The organism is Paenibacillus sp. J31R120 (assembly GCF_056269225.1).
Map to the genome: position 1 here is coordinate 25,012 of NZ_JBWDNN010000011.1, position 14,859 is coordinate 39,870.

The following is a 14,859-nucleotide window of genomic DNA, read 5'->3' on the forward strand; positions in this document are numbered from 1 at the left end:
CCTGCAGGTTTCTTACGCCTGCATGGGTTGGGAGTGGATAACATGCAGGACGATCCGCAGAAGCGGGATATTGACAACCGGCGGAATTTCACATTCCGCTTGAACTTTTTTTTCTTTATCACATTTGCATTATTCAGCTTGCTCATCGTCCGATTGGCGGTGCTGCAATTTGTAGAGGGCCCATCGCTTAGCGCGATCGGAGTGGATACAAGCACAAGGAAAAACCAGATTCCGCCGATACGGGGCAATATCTACGATGCCAATGGATACCCGATCGCATTCTCGACATCAACACAATCCTTGTACTATAGCATTCAACCAAGCACAAGATCGAAGAAGTATGATGACGCTGCGAAGGAAACAGCGGAGAAGCTTGAGGAAGTCTTCCAGAAGTTCGGCGATCCGAAGCTGGAGATGTCGGTTGACGATATCATTCGCCAGATGGACCTGGACTTCCAGCGCAATTATTTGTATGTGCCTAGACGGATCAAGTCGGGACTGACCAATGCAGAAGTCGCTTATTTCATGGAGAATCTGTCGGATTTCACCGGCATTGAAATTATGGAGGAGAGCGTCCGCAATTATGACCAGAGCTCGATTGCGGTGCAGCTCGTCGGATATTTGAAGAAATATAAGGGTGTCCGCCTCGACAATGAGTTCTATAAGAACAAGATGAATGAGACCGACCCTACCCTCAAATATTTGGAGGAAGAAGAGGTAGGTCTGGACGGACTGGAGTTCATGTACCAGGATGTGCTTCGCGGGAAGAACGGCTTGAAGACTTATCCGATCAACAATCAGGAGCATATTATCGGGCCGATGCGCATTACGAACCCGGAGAAGGGCTCCGATCTGTACTTGACGATCAACAAGGACGTTCAGCTTCGAACCGAAGAAGCAATCATGACCCACCTGGAGAAGATCCGAACCTCAAGCAACAGGTACGAGCGCGCGGAATTCGCCCAGACCGGTTTTGCGGTTGCTATGGAAGTGGATACAGGCAAAGTGGTGGCGATGGCCAGTATGCCTGACTATGATCCCAATATATGGGCAGGCGGCCGAATTAGCCCTGAGGATTACGAGAACTTCGGTTACGTGCTCTCGAACGGTACCATTCGTACCGTCTACGGGCCTTACAAGACGACGGAAGAGCGGAATCGCCATCCTTCCTCCATCGTGCCGCTCGGCTCAACCATGAAGCCGCTCACGGTGCTCCTGGGATTGAATGAGGGTCTGTTCACGACGGAGACCCGCTACAACGATACCGGCGCGTTCTATTATGGCCGGGCTGGCACTCATCAAGTGCGGATCGGTAACTCACAGGGCAAGGTGTACGGCTCCATCGACGGGGCGAAAGCGATCGAAAAATCGTCCAATCCGTTCATGGCAGCAATGATTGGCAATGCGCTTTATATGCGCGGACCGGTGAACGGCAAGTCCAGCGTTGAGATTTGGGACGAGTATATGAAGCAGTTTGGTCTTGGCGTGTCGACGGAGAGCGGACTGCCTGGAGAGTCCGCCGGGGTCATTGAGTACTTTGGGGAGGCCGAGCGAGCGAGTGAGCAGTCTGCGCTTGTCCAGGCTTCCTTCGGACAGCAGGGCCGTTATACGACGCTGCAGCTTGCCCAGTATGTCGCGACGCTTGCGAACCGCGGCGCAAGGGTGAAGCCGCAGTTCGTGAGTGAAATTCGCGATGCTGACGGCAATGTAGTCCAAGGCTACACGCCAGAGATTCTGAATACGATCGACATTCCGGAGAAGTACTGGAAGGAAATCGAGACAGGCATGTCCAAGGTTGATGTGCAGGGCTTTGAAGGCTTCGAGCATAAGTTCAACCGGAAGACAGGTACGTCCGAGCAAGAGGTGTCGAAGCGCCGGGCGAATAACGCCGTATTCATCGCGTATGCCCCTGCGGACAAGCCTAAGCTTGCCGTAGCGGTAGTTGTGCCGGACGGCGGCTTCGGCGGCTACGGTGCAGCTCCGATCGCCAGACAGATCTTCGATGCCTACGATGCAGAGATCGGATTGACGGGCGTTCCGAACAAAGCGCTGAAAGCCAAGCTGTCGCTGCAAGACCAGAATGGCGGCGCAGCAGACGTTAATGCACAGGACTAAGAAGAGTATAGGCAATTAATCAATAGCAGGATGAAAAAGCTGTTCGTGACGAATTCGTCACGTGCGGCTTTTTTTTGTAGGCGGAATAGTCAGAAAATCCAAAAAATAAATGTTGCATAAGAGAAACATTTTTGTGTATTATTAAAAAAGAGGCGTTAGGCTAAATGAAATGGATAGAGGCAAATCCAATTTTGTTCTTATCGTGATTGGTTTATGGGGAGGCATACTTATGAAAGTGCGTATATTCGGTTATTCAGCTATTCAAAGATTAATGATCACATTAGCGTTTTTGACTGTATTCATTCTGGTATTGTCGGCTTGCGGTAGCGAAACGGGTTCCAATGACAGCGGCAAGCTGCGCATAACGGCAACGACCGGGATGATTGCGGATGCGGCCAAGCAGGTCGGCGGTGAATATGTGGAAGTGACGGGATTAATGGGGCCGGGCATCGATCCCCATCTATATAAGGCATCACAAGGCGATGTTCGGAAGCTTGATCACGCAGATATTATTTTCTACAACGGTCTTCATCTGGAAGGCAAGATGGGAGAAATTTTCGAAAAGCTGGAGAAGAGCAAGCCGGTTGTAGCGGTTGCCTCCAGGCTGGTAGAGTCCCAGTTGCTTGGCGATCCGGCTGCGACGGGGGAAGCCACGCATGATCCGCATATCTGGTTCGATGTGAAGCTGTGGATGTCCGCTGTTGAAGTCATCAGAGACTCGCTTGCCGAGAAGGACCCGGCACACGCGGAGCAATATGCGGCGAATGCCAGCGCTTATCTGGCGGAGATGGAGAAGCTCGACGCGTACGCTCGCGAGCAGATTTCTTCTATTCCGGAGAAGAGCCGCATTCTGGTAACGGCGCATGATGCTTTCGGCTATTTCGGCAAAGCATACGGGCTGCAAGTCACAGGCCTGCAAGGCATGAATACGATGTCGGAATACGGCTCCAAGGATGTAAGCGAGCTGAGGGAATTTTTGGTGGAGAACAGCATCAAAGCGGTATTCATCGAATCGAGCGTATCCTCGAAGTCGATCGAATCTGTCATTGAAGGAGCCAAGAAGCTAGGCCATGAGGTTCGGATCGGAGGAGAATTGTTCTCCGACGCGATGGGCGATAAGGGAACGCCGGAAGGCACTTATCTGGGCATGGTGAAACATAATGTAGATACGATTGTTGAATCGTTGAAATAACGTTTGATAGTTAGAGAAAGAGAAAGGGAGTGGCCTATATGAGTCAGACAGCAAAATCGATGTTCACGTCAAGCGAGGCTGCGGCGCCATTGTCCGTAAGCGGGCTTAGCGTAGCTTATCAGAAAAAACCTGTGCTTCGGAACGTTTCCTTTCAAGTAAAGGAAGGCGAACTAATCGGCATCATCGGTCCGAACGGAGCAGGGAAATCTACGATGATGAAGGCGGCCCTCGGGCTGATACCGTCCATTAGCGGAGAAGTACTCGTCTATGGCAAGTCTTATAAGGAACAGCGCAAGCTGATCGGCTATGTGCCGCAGCGGGAATCCGTTGATTGGGATTTCCCGACGAACGCGCTCGACGTAGTGCTAATGGGAACGTACGGCAGGCTCGGCTGGTTCGGCCGGCCGAGAGCGAAGGACAAGGCGCTTGCGCTGGAATGTCTGGAGAAGGTCGGCATGGCGGAATTCGCCGACCGGCAGATCAGCCAATTGTCCGGAGGACAGCAGCAGCGCGTATTTCTGGCAAGGGCGCTAGCGCAGAACGCCAAGCTGTATTTCATGGATGAGCCCTTCGCCGGCGTGGACGCTGCTACGGAGAAAGCGATCATCACGCTGCTGCAGGAGCTCAAAAAGCAAGGGAAGACGGTCATCGTCGTCCATCACGATCTTGCGACCGTCGAGCAATACTTCGACTCCGTGCTGCTGCTTAATGTAGAGCTGCAGGCGTTCGGACCGACGTCTGAGACATTCACGCAGGAGAAGCTTCAGCAAACCTATGGGGGAAGATTGGCATTTCTCGATCAGAGCCGAGGTGATCGGTCATGAAAAACTTTATGGAGATGATGGCCGATCCCAATATGCAGTGGATTTTCTTCGGCTGCATGCTGCTGGGACTCAGCAGCGGAGTGATCGGAAGCTTCTCGTACCTTCGGAAGCAAAGCCTTGTTGGAGATACGTTAGCGCATGCGGCGCTGCCGGGCATATGTATCGCATTCATGCTGACCGGCGTCAAGTCGATCGGCGTGTTTCTGATCGGAGCCGGAATCGCGGGCGTGATCGCGACCTTCGGAATCGGCTACATTACGCGCCACTCCAGATTGAAGCAGGATGCGGCGCTTGGCATCGTGCTGTCGACGTTTTTCGGATTAGGCATTGTACTTCTTACCTTTATTCAACACGGCGCTTACGGCAATCAAGCAGGTCTTGATAAATTTCTGTTCGGGCAAGCGGCTGCAATGGTAGGATCAGATGTCGTGACGATGTCGATCATCTCGGTAGCGTTAGTGACGATCTGTACCTTGTTGTTCAAGGAGTTCAAGCTCATTTCCTTTGATCCCGGTTTTGCCAAAGGAATCGGCTATCCGGTGGCGTTCCTGGAGCAGCTGCTTATGCTGCTGATTGTAGTAGCTGTAGTTGTAGGCATACAGGCGGTTGGCGTTGTACTGATTGCTGCCCTGCTCATTACACCCGCGGTATCGGCGAGATATTGGACGAATCGTCTGGGTGTTATGGTTGCTTTATCCGGCGTATTCGGCGCACTTAGCGGTGCGCTGGGCACATGGATCAGCTCCTCGGTATCCAATCTGCCGACAGGTCCTGTAACGGTGCTTGCCGCGACCGTGTTTTTCCTGCTATCGATTTTGTTCGGTCCTCAGCGCGGCTTGATTGCAAGACGGCTGCTCCGCCTTCGCGTAAAGAAGCGCTATATGATGGAGGGAGAGCTGCGGGCTGAACGCATGAAAGGAGAGACCGCTATATGAGCGACTTTTGGATATTACTAACCGGTTCTCTTGTTGCCGCATGCTGTGGCATTGTAGGTGTTTTCCTTGTGCTTCGCAAGATGGCCATGATCGGAGACGCCATCAGCCACTCCGTTATGCCGGGCATTGTGATTGCCTTTCTCATTAGCGGCTCCAGAGATTCGCTGCTGATGATGTTCGCCGCACTTGTATTCGGGGTGCTGACCACCTTCTTAATCGGCATGTTCCAGCGAAGCGGCATTCAATCGGATGCTTCGATTGGCGTTGTATTTACTGCATTGTTCGCCATCGGAGTCATCTTGGTCAGCTTGTTCGCACGGCAGGTGCATCTGGATCAGGATGCGATTCTGTATGGCGAGATTGCATTCGTCCATTGGAATGTGTGGGAGATTGGCGGCGTCAGCATGGGACCGAAAGCGGTATGGCTGCTCGGTGTTACGCTTGCTGTCATCATCGCAGTGATCTACTTCTTCTACAAGCAGTTCAAGCTATGTTCCTTTGATCCGGCATTGGCTGCGGCGATTGGGATTCCGGTTGCGTTCTTCCACTACCTGCTTATGGGGCTGGTCTCCATGGCAACGGTCAGCTCCTTCGAGAGCGTGGGCGCAATTCTCGTCGTAGGTCTGCTAATTATTCCGGCATCAACCGCTTATCTGCTGACGGACCGGCTCAGCGTCATGATTCTGATCAGTGTTGCAGTCGGCGTAGCCAGCACATTTTTGGGTTACGGCGTATCGGTATTGCTGGACGCTTCGATTGCGGGCTGCATGGTATGTGCCGCAGGCTTGCTCTTCGTGCTGGCCTTCCTGTTCTCACCGTCTCATGGTTTAGTTATTCGGAAGCTGAGACAGCGCTCGATGGCTTCATCGGTGAATGTCTGACGATAGTTATAGAAGCGAAGAGACCGTCCACCGGACTTGCCGGGCAGGACGGTCTCTTTTTCGTTTGGTTGTTTCGGGTCTTAATATGTTAAAATAGGCTGGTACGTTAGGAACGGATAAGGAGATGGGCACCATGACGAAGTACAAATTGATTGCACTGGATATGGACGGAACGCTATTGAACGAGCAGAGCGAAGTCAGTAGAGAGAACGCCGAATGGGTGCAGCGTGCTCTTGACGCTGGCATCACGGTCAGCTTCTCCACAGGCAGAGGTTTCGCCAGCGCGCTGCCATATGCGGAGCAGCTAAAGCTTACGACACCGATGATTACCGTCAACGGCGGCGAGATCTGGACAAAGCCCCATGTGCTGTACAAACGGACGGAGCTGAGCCCGGTCTACATACAGCGTCTGCATGAGCTGGCGCAGCAATATCCCGAAGTGTGGTTCTGGGCCTATACGACAGGTGAGATATACAATAAGGAGCGTTGGTTCGACGCAACTCATAACTACGATTCCTTTCACTGGCTCAAGTTCGGCTACTATACTGAAGACGATCGGGCGCGGGAGCTTATTCTGGCCGAAGTGCAAAGCTGGGGCGGACTGGAAATTACGAATTCCTCCTTGCAAAATATCGAGCTGAATCCGCTGGGCGTATCCAAGGCGAGCGCGCTTAAGGATTTGTGCGAGTGGATGGATATTGATATGTCACAGGTTGTAGCGGCTGGAGACAGCCTTAACGATATTGCAGCGATCCGCGAAGCGGGCCTCGGGGTTGCGATGGGCAACGCGCAGGATGCCGTGAAGGAAGCGGCTGACGTCGTGACGCTGTCCAATCAGGAGCATGGAGTGGCAGAATTGATCAAGCGCTACGTTCTGTAGCGACATCCGTATACTTAAATAGACACAAGGATAATGCCTGTGCCGAATCTTCATAACCTTAAGGGGAGATGAAACATGTTTTTGGATATTTTGGGATGGACGCTTATTGTATTGCTGTTCATCATCGGCATGGCGGGAACGATTTATCCGATACTGCCGGGGGCTATCGCCATATATGCGGCTTATTTTGTGTACGGGCTGTTTTTTTCGTTTGAGCCGTTTGGCGTATTTTTCTGGATCATTCAGTCGCTGATCTTTATCGTGCTGTTCATCGCGGATTATGCGGTGAGCGCATGGGGGGTCAAGCGGTTTGGGGGAACGAAGGCTTCGGTGATCGGAAGCACGATCGGACTCATTGCGGGACCTTTTGTCATTCCGGCTTTTGGTCTCATTATCGGTCCCTTTGCGGGCGCCGTCATCGGAGAGTTGATCGCAGGCGCCAACTTCGAGAAATCGCTTAAGGTAGGCTGGGGCTCGCTGGTGGGATTATTTACAAGTGTCATCGTTAAAGTGATTCTGCAAAGCGCCATGATCATTCTGTTTGTATTGTGGCTGATCTTCAACTAAGTGGATGGCATGAGAAACTAGACTACATTAAAGGCGGTTATTGGATATGGTAAAAGTAACGGTATGGAATGAATTTCTGCATGAGAAACAGCATGATGAAGTGAAGAAAGTCTACCCGGACGGCATTCATCAGGCGCTGGCCAAAGGCATCGCCGCAGGCGATATCCAGGTCGCTACCGCAACGCTGGAAGAGCCGGAGCACGGCTTGACAGAAGAGCGCCTTAACGAGACGGACGTGCTGATCTGGTGGGGCCATATGGCTCATGACCAAGTAGATGATGCCATCGTGGAGCGGGTGCAGCAGCGCGTGCTGAACGGCATGGGGCTAATCGTCCTTCATTCCGGGCATTTCTCTAAAATTTTCAAAAAACTGATGGGCACAGGCTGCGACCTGAAGTGGAGAGAAGCAGGGGAGAAGGAGCGCCTGTGGGTCGTTAATCCCGCGCATCCGATTGCAGCAGGCTTGCCTGAATATATTACGCTTGAGAACGAAGAGATGTATGGCGAGCACTTTGACATTCCGGCGCCGGATGAGCTGATCTTCGTCAGCTGGTTCGAAGGCGGAGAAGTATTCCGAAGCGGCTGCACGTTCAGCAGAGGACAAGGCAAGATCTTCTACTTCCGTCCAGGCCACGAGACCTATCCGACTTATTACAACCCGCAAGTTCTGCAAGTGATTCAGAACGGCATTCGCTGGGCGGCGCCTTCTCTGGCAGCTGCTCCTGTACGCGGCAACCATCAGCCGCTAGAACCGATCTCAAACCAATCGTAAGGGGACGAGCCGACCGTTATGCTGAAGAAAGAATCCCTATTAAAGGGCACGATCATACTGGCGGCGGCAGCGCTCGTCGCCCGGTTTCTCGGCTTGTTCCAGCGTATTCCGCTGGACTATATGCTCGGGAACGAAGGCAATATTGCCTTCACGAATGCGAATCAGGTCTATATGATCGTACTTATGATCGCAACGGCAGGCTTTCCGAGCGCCATCAGCAAGATGGTGTCAGAGCGGTATGCGCTGGGAAGACCTGATGAGGCCCAGCGCATCTATCGCGCAGGTCTCTTGTTCGGACTTATAGCGGGCTTCGTGCTGGCTGTCGCCCTGTTCGTGCTGGCGCCGCTGTATGGCGCCATATCCAAGGAGCCGGGAAGCGTCATGGCTATTCGCGCGATCGCGCCGGCACTCTTGTTCTTCCCTCTCGTTGCGATGATGAGGGGCTACTTCCAGGGACGGCAGATGATGTCCGTCGGCGGCACCTCCCAGATCGTGGAGCAATTCGCGCGCGTTATTCTGGGCTTGCTGCTCGGCTGGCTTGTGCTGGAGCTGGGCTGGGGCGACCGCTGGGCGGCAGCGGCCATTACATTCGGCAGCGTATTCGGTGGCATCGCGGCTTTCGCCGTGATGCTAAGATTCGCCCGCAAGCTGAAGAAGCAGGACGCTTCCACCAGAAAGCCTGCCCGCCGGATGAATGCGGAGGCCTCTGCTGCGCTTAGACCTTCATTTAGCTCCCCATCTGCTAAGACACCGTCCGGTACGTTGACCAATCGGGGAATCTACAAAGAGATTCTGAGCATGTCGATTCCGTCCTTAGTCACGTCGATGTCAATCAATTTGGTTCTTCTATTCGACGTGATGCTGTTCAACCGGCTGACTAATAATTTCTATACGATGGTTGAAGCGAAGGCGGTTGCCGCCGACTATGGCATTAAAGCGATCTCCCTGGCGGGCATACCGCCCATTCTGGCTATCGCGCTTGGGTCGTCCATTATTCCGATTATCTCATCCGCCTTCTCTCTGAAAAATATGGACGAGGTGCGCCGCCAGGCATCCATGGTGATGCGGATCGTATGCTTCACGGGCGTGCCTGTTGCCCTGCTGCTGGCGGTAGCTTCTTATTCCGTCACGGGCCTCCTGTTCGCGGGGCCAAGCGGCAGCGGACCTGTAGCGGCGTTGTCGGCTGCAGCTATCCTGCAAATTACGATGATGACCTCCAATTCGATCATCTATGGCATGGGCAAGCCAAGGCTGTCCATGACTCATACGCTAATCGGACTGGGCCTTAAGGTTGCCGTCAGCATTGCGCTAGGGCCGTTTCTTGGCATCTATGGACTTATTATCGGCTCTGCCGTATGTTTTATCGTAGTTACCATGCTCAATCTGAGAAGCATTAACGGCATCGTGAAGCTGCAAGTGCTTGGCGCGCGCTGGCTGCCGTACATTGCTGCAGTGGCGCTATCCGCTTTGGCAGGTTGGGGTGCTGAGCTTGGCGTCTTGACGCTGACGAGCGCTTGGCCTAACAAGCTGTCGTATCTTCTTGCAGCTATAGCTGCCGCGGCAGTAGTGGGCGGGCTGTACGTTGCGCTGCTGCTCATCCTGCGAGTGATTAGGCCAGAGGACGTATCGGCGCTGCCAAGGCCGCTCAGAGGGCCGTTCAACAAGCTTCTCCGCGTATTTCAACGTGCGGGAGCTTAATGTGCCATAATTTAAAGGCTTGAATTAGAAATAAACGCCAAATTATACATTCCAGACGTTTACAATCCTCAAACCTCTCAAGTACAATGAATTCAGTTCATTTATATGTACATAAGAGGGAGAGATAGGGATGAAGAAATGGCTGAATGCCAGACGATTATCTATGCTGCTGCTCGCCATGACGATTTTGATCGCGGCGGGCTGTCAGTCGGTTGGGGGACTGGATCTCAACCAGACGCTGAAGAACTCGCTGAAGACGACTTCCAGCGAAAGCAAGAGCACGCTTGAATTCAAGCTGAATCTGGATGAGAAAGCAATTAAGGATGCAATTGAAAATGAAGAAGCAACAGACGAAGATGTTGCGTTGATCCGCTTGTTCTCGAATGTAAAGCTGGAGCTTCACCAATTGCAGGCAAGCCATACCCGCCTGTCCGTTGAGGGCAAGCTGACGCTTGGCGAGCAACCGGTATCGGTAGGCTTCTCGGCGAAAGCGGATGAGAAGACGCTAGTGGTCGAATTGGAAGGTGCAAAACAGCCGTTCACCTTCGATCTGACAGGCGAGACATATTTGGAGCTGAACGGGATTGATGCTGAAGAAGCAGCCTTGCCTGAAGGCGCCGAGGAGTCACTGACTAAGCTTGGCTTTGATATGATGGATATTGTTTCTCATTACGGCATAACGAACCTGCCTAACCCGAAAGACCTGAAGGTTACGCCTGTATCGGAGCCGATCAACGGCGTTGAGACAGGGCTGATGCATGTTCAGTTCAGTCTGGACAGCAAAGGACTATGGGATTGGGCGGGCTCGTACCTAGATGCGCTCATTGCCGACCGTGAAGGCTTGCAAGCCATGGTCAAGGGCATATTAGAATTGTTCGAATCGAACAAGGCGCTGCTGGAGTCGCTTGGCGAGACTGATCTGCTTGGCACGGGCACGCTGGACGCGCCTACGCTGGAGGAACAGGCGGAAGAGGCGGCTGGGATGCTTACGGAAGAGCTTGTGTACCTGCGGGATGAAATGAAATCCTTGGAGAAGGAAGACAAGGAGTCCCTTGATGCCTTCTTTAACGAAGCGCTTAAGCTGAATGTAGACGTCTACGTGGACAGCAGCCTTCATATTCGCAAGACACAATATGACCTGAGTTATACGTCTGCGGACACCGTTCAAGAGATGGGATTGCCTTTCACAGGACTATCGCTGAAGCTTAACACCGAGCAGTGGGATGTGAATGGCGATGTGAAGCCTGCAGCGCCTGTGGTTACAGAAGATGCCATTACGCTTGAAGAAGCGGAATATATGCAAGGCTACGATGTTGTGAAGCTGTTTGAAGAGGATTCGTTTATTTATGACCTGTTGAAAAACAAGATGCACATTACGTATCAGGCTTACTATGGATTTCCAGAATCGTTCTATAACCCGCCGATTGTGATGCCGGGCTATATTACAATGGTAGCTGTCCGTGACGTTGCGGAAGATTTTGGCGCTGAGGTCACCTACGATCCGAAGACGCGTACCATTACAGTTGCAGACCGCGGCACGGACACGAAGATCCAGTTCCAATCGGGCAGCGACAAGGTCATCGTGAACGGCGTCAAGGAAGTATGGCCGCTTCCGGCCACCGTAATCGAAGGCACAACTTATGTGCCTGCACGGAAGCTGGCTGAAGCATTAGGGGCAACGATTGAGTGGCAAACGTTCTACGAGGATGGAGACAAAGTTCTCGTCATCGAGCGCGAATTGTAAAATAGGGCTGGAGGTTGTACATCCATGAACAAATTGAAGACGGAAGCCGAGTTCAGAGAAGCGGTCTCGGGCGGAGAATTGACTATTGCTGTATTCAAAGCGGTATGGTGCAAAGACTGCCACTTTATTGATCCCTTTATGCCGGATGTGGAGAAGCAGTATGAGGGCCGTGCGCGTTTCTTCGAAATCGACCGCGACGATCTGCCTGATCTATGCTCGGAATTGAATATTCTGGGCATCCCGAGCTTTATTGCGTTCAAGGACGGCAAGGAATTGATCCGCTTCGTCAGCAAGCTGCGCAAGTCCCGCGAAGAAATCGAAGAGTTCGTGGATCGCGCGATTGCGGTTAGCGATAATCTGGCACAAGCCTAAAGTTAAAGGATTGGCATACTAAATCCGTATGGGAGCGGCGCGATTGCAAGCCGCCTCATACGGATTTTGTTTTTATGGGATGAAAGGCCGAATCGTCACATTTTCAACATGGCTTTTGCCCAAGCTTATCGCTATAATTGAAGGGTCATAACTTACGGAAAATAGGTGATTTTTTATGGTAACCGGCCGTTTTCGCGCGTTTGCTATCGCATCGTGCATCGGAATGCTGCTTGTACTTTTAGCCGGGGCTTTGGTCACGAATACCGGTTCTGGCAGAGGCTGCGGCGACGATTGGCCGCTCTGTCACGGCAAATTCATTCCTGCGTACACATTCGAGTCTATGCTGGAATACTCCCATCGTGTTGTCAGCGCCCTGGAGGGCATCCTTGTTCTTGGCGTTACGATCGCCGCGTATCGCATGTACAAACGTAATCCTGATGTGTACAAAGAACCTTATTACTATGCGGGATTTGCGCTTTTGTTCACTGTTATACAGGCGTTTATGGGTGCAGCTGCCGTCTTATGGCCGCAATCGCCGCCAATCATGGCTATTCATTTTGGCATATCCATTATTGCCTTTGCAGCTACGATGCTGCTCGTCATCTGGACGTATCGCGTGCGCAAGGGGCCGCAAAAGACCTTTGTTGTGCCGAGGTCCATTCTTCCACGCGCCTTGATTACATCGGTATATTGTTATGTCGTGATCTACCTTGGCGCTTTCATCCGTCATACCGAAACGGCGGGCGGCTGTGAAGGATGGCCGCTATGTAACGGCCAGGTCATCCCGGAGATGACGGGCGCTACGGGCATCGTCTTTATCCACCGGGTAGCCGCATTGATATTGGCGCTCATGATCGCCGGATTGTATTATCATGTGCGCAAGGTTAGTTCCGACGGCGAAGGCCTGACAAGCTCCGCTGGCTGGGTGCTGCTGCTAATCGTTGCTCAAGTGATGAGCGGGGCTTGGCTGACATCCACAGTCGGGGACGAGAACTGGTTTATCTTTACGAGCTTGATTCATAATTTGATTATCGTAGGCCTATTCGGCATATTAATGGACATTGTCATTCGTTCATGGCGGCTTAGGGAGCGGGAAGGAAGTGGGAAGCTATGACGTTCGGGAATTTGCGCGAGTTTCTGGAAGTACTGAAGAAGGACGGCGATCTGAAAATCATCGAAGCTCCAGTTGATCCTTACCTGGAGCTAGCTGAAATTCATCGTCGCGTCATCGAACAGGAAGGACCGGCGCTGCTCTTTACGAATGTAAAGGGCAGCCCTTTCCCTGTCGTGACGAATCTGTTCGGGACAAGCAGAAGGGTTGACCTTGCTTTCGGACCAAGACCAGAAGAGCTGATGAAGCAGATCGTAGGCGCGACAGAAAGAATCATGCCGCCGACACTGAAGGCCATCTGGGGCGAGAAGCAATTGATTCTGGATATGATGAAGGTGGGCATGAAGGATGTGCCGGCTTCTTCCGCGCCGATTCTGGGTACGCTCAAGAAGGAGCGTCCGCTGGCAGGATTGCCAGCCATCACAAGCTGGCAGGAGGACGGCGGGCCGTTCGTGACGCTGCCGCTGGTCTATACGGAGAGCATGGCTTCACGCAAGAAACATAATCTCGGCATGTATCGGATGCAGATTTTCGACGACTCCACGACCGGCATGCATTGGCAAATACATAAAGGCGGCGGCTTCCACTATTACGAAGCGGAGCAGCGGGGCGAGGCGCTTCCTGTAACCGTATTCCTGGGCGGGCCGCCGGCTTTGATCGCTTCGGCGATCGCTCCGCTGCCGGAGCACTTGCCGGAGCTGCTGATGGCTTCGCTTATTCTTGGGGAGAAGCTTCCCGTCGTTCAAGATCCGCAAGGCGGCCACCGCATCCCGGCGCAAGCGGAATTTGCGATCAGCGGCAAGGTACCTCCGCATCTGCGCAGGCCAGAGGGGCCATTCGGAGACCACTTCGGCTATTATTCCCTGATCCACGATTTCCCTGTATTTGAGGTCGACCATGTGTGGCATCGTAAGGATGCCATCTATCCGGCTACAATTGTCGGCAAGCCTAGACAGGAAGACTACTATTTGGGCGAATACTTGCAGCGGCTGCTTGCGCCGGCGTTCCCGATGGTGATGCCAGGCGTGAAGGAGCTATGGGCATATGCAGAGGCCGGCGTACATGCGCTTGCGGCGGCAGTCGTCAGAGAATCGTATTCCCGAGAGGCGCTCTCTACGGCATTCAGCATCTTGGGCCAGGGCCAGCTGACGCTGACCAAATTCCTTATGCTGACGGACCAGCCGATTGACTTGTCGCGCTTCGATGTCCTGCTTGAGACGGTGCTGGAACGCTTCAATCCCGCGACAGACCTGTTCGTATTCGATGAGACATCACATGATACGCTGGATTATACAAGCGGCAAGCTGAATCACGGCAGCAAGGCGGTTATGCTTGGCGTAGGCGAGCCTGTCCGTAAGCTGCCAAGGACTTATACAGAAGGCGCAATAGGTGAGATCAACAACGCACAGGTGTACTGCCCGGGCTGTCTGGTCGTGTCAGGCGCTTCCTATGAAGCGGAGCCGGCACTCGCCGAGCGGCTGCTTGAACGACTGAGCGAGAAGGGAACGGACTGGCCGCTTGTTATATTGGCGGATGACGCCAATATTGTGACGGGGCAAACCGCTTTCCTATGGACCGTATTTACTCGCTTCAATCCGGCTGACGATATCTACGCGTTGTCTGACGTACGGAGACATCACTTCGGCTACAAGCTGCCGATCGTAATCGATGCGCGTATGAAGCCAGGATATCCTGATGAGCTGTTCCCGCGCGAAGATGTTGTGAAGCTGGTTGATACACGCTGGAACGAATACAAACTATAATTGCT

Annotated in this window: 13 protein-coding genes; all 13 read left to right on the plus strand. The window is 52.9% G+C overall.

The annotated features are described in order from the left end of the window. Positions 1-42: 42 nt before the first annotated feature. The 13 genes from AC0YNW_RS26280 (at position 43) to AC0YNW_RS26340 (ending at position 14,854) form a co-directional block, all read left to right on the plus strand. Complete coding sequence (locus tag AC0YNW_RS26280; RefSeq protein ID WP_475834425.1) at positions 43-2,115, plus strand: peptidoglycan D,D-transpeptidase FtsI family protein; 2,073 nt, start codon at positions 43-45, stop codon at positions 2,113-2,115. Positions 2,116-2,344: 229 nt separating this feature from the next. Then, complete coding sequence (locus tag AC0YNW_RS26285) at positions 2,345-3,307, plus strand: metal ABC transporter solute-binding protein, Zn/Mn family (RefSeq protein ID WP_475834426.1); 963 nt, start codon at positions 2,345-2,347, stop codon at positions 3,305-3,307. A gap of 38 nt (positions 3,308-3,345) precedes the next feature. After that, positions 3,346-4,131: a metal ABC transporter ATP-binding protein gene (locus tag AC0YNW_RS26290; protein WP_387469011.1), complete on the plus strand. Its 786-nt coding sequence runs from the start codon at positions 3,346-3,348 to the stop codon at positions 4,129-4,131. Then, the gene (locus AC0YNW_RS26295) at positions 4,128-5,066 is read left to right on the plus strand and encodes a metal ABC transporter permease (RefSeq protein ID WP_475834427.1); all 939 of its coding nucleotides are present in this window, start codon (positions 4,128-4,130) and stop codon (positions 5,064-5,066) included. The genes AC0YNW_RS26290 and AC0YNW_RS26295 overlap by 4 nt, the downstream gene beginning before the upstream one ends. Next, complete coding sequence (locus AC0YNW_RS26300; RefSeq protein ID WP_387469007.1) at positions 5,063-5,947, plus strand: metal ABC transporter permease; 885 nt, start codon at positions 5,063-5,065, stop codon at positions 5,945-5,947. Before AC0YNW_RS26295 ends, AC0YNW_RS26300 begins: the two co-directional genes overlap by 4 nt. A 133-nt stretch (positions 5,948-6,080) precedes the next feature. Then, on the plus strand, positions 6,081-6,827 hold the full coding sequence (locus AC0YNW_RS26305) for a Cof-type HAD-IIB family hydrolase (RefSeq protein WP_475834428.1): 747 nt from the start codon (positions 6,081-6,083) through the stop codon (positions 6,825-6,827). 81 nt (positions 6,828-6,908) lie between these two features. Further along, a complete protein-coding gene (locus AC0YNW_RS26310; protein WP_387470502.1) occupies positions 6,909-7,394 on the plus strand; it encodes a DUF456 domain-containing protein in 486 nt (161 codons plus the stop codon). A gap of 46 nt (positions 7,395-7,440) precedes the next feature. Continuing rightward, complete coding sequence (locus AC0YNW_RS26315; RefSeq protein ID WP_387469003.1) at positions 7,441-8,166, plus strand: ThuA domain-containing protein; 726 nt, start codon at positions 7,441-7,443, stop codon at positions 8,164-8,166. A gap of 18 nt (positions 8,167-8,184) precedes the next feature. After that, positions 8,185-9,864, plus strand: coding sequence for a putative polysaccharide biosynthesis protein (locus tag AC0YNW_RS26320; protein ID WP_475834429.1), 1,680 nt, complete (start codon positions 8,185-8,187; stop codon positions 9,862-9,864). Between the two features lie 130 nt (positions 9,865-9,994). Then, positions 9,995-11,608 (plus strand): copper amine oxidase N-terminal domain-containing protein, encoded by a 1,614-nt coding sequence (locus AC0YNW_RS26325; protein ID WP_475834430.1) that lies wholly within the window; start codon positions 9,995-9,997, stop codon positions 11,606-11,608. A gap of 24 nt (positions 11,609-11,632) precedes the next feature. Beyond that, positions 11,633-11,980, plus strand: coding sequence for a thioredoxin family protein (locus tag AC0YNW_RS26330; protein ID WP_387468998.1), 348 nt, complete (start codon positions 11,633-11,635; stop codon positions 11,978-11,980). Positions 11,981-12,155: 175 nt separating this feature from the next. Beyond that, on the plus strand, positions 12,156-13,094 hold the full coding sequence (locus tag AC0YNW_RS26335) for a COX15/CtaA family protein (RefSeq protein WP_387468996.1): 939 nt from the start codon (positions 12,156-12,158) through the stop codon (positions 13,092-13,094). Continuing rightward, entirely contained in the window at positions 13,091-14,854 is a 1,764-nt protein-coding gene (locus tag AC0YNW_RS26340; RefSeq protein WP_387468994.1) for a UbiD family decarboxylase, read from the plus strand. The genes AC0YNW_RS26335 and AC0YNW_RS26340 overlap by 4 nt, the downstream gene beginning before the upstream one ends. Positions 14,855-14,859: the final 5 nt, after the last annotated feature.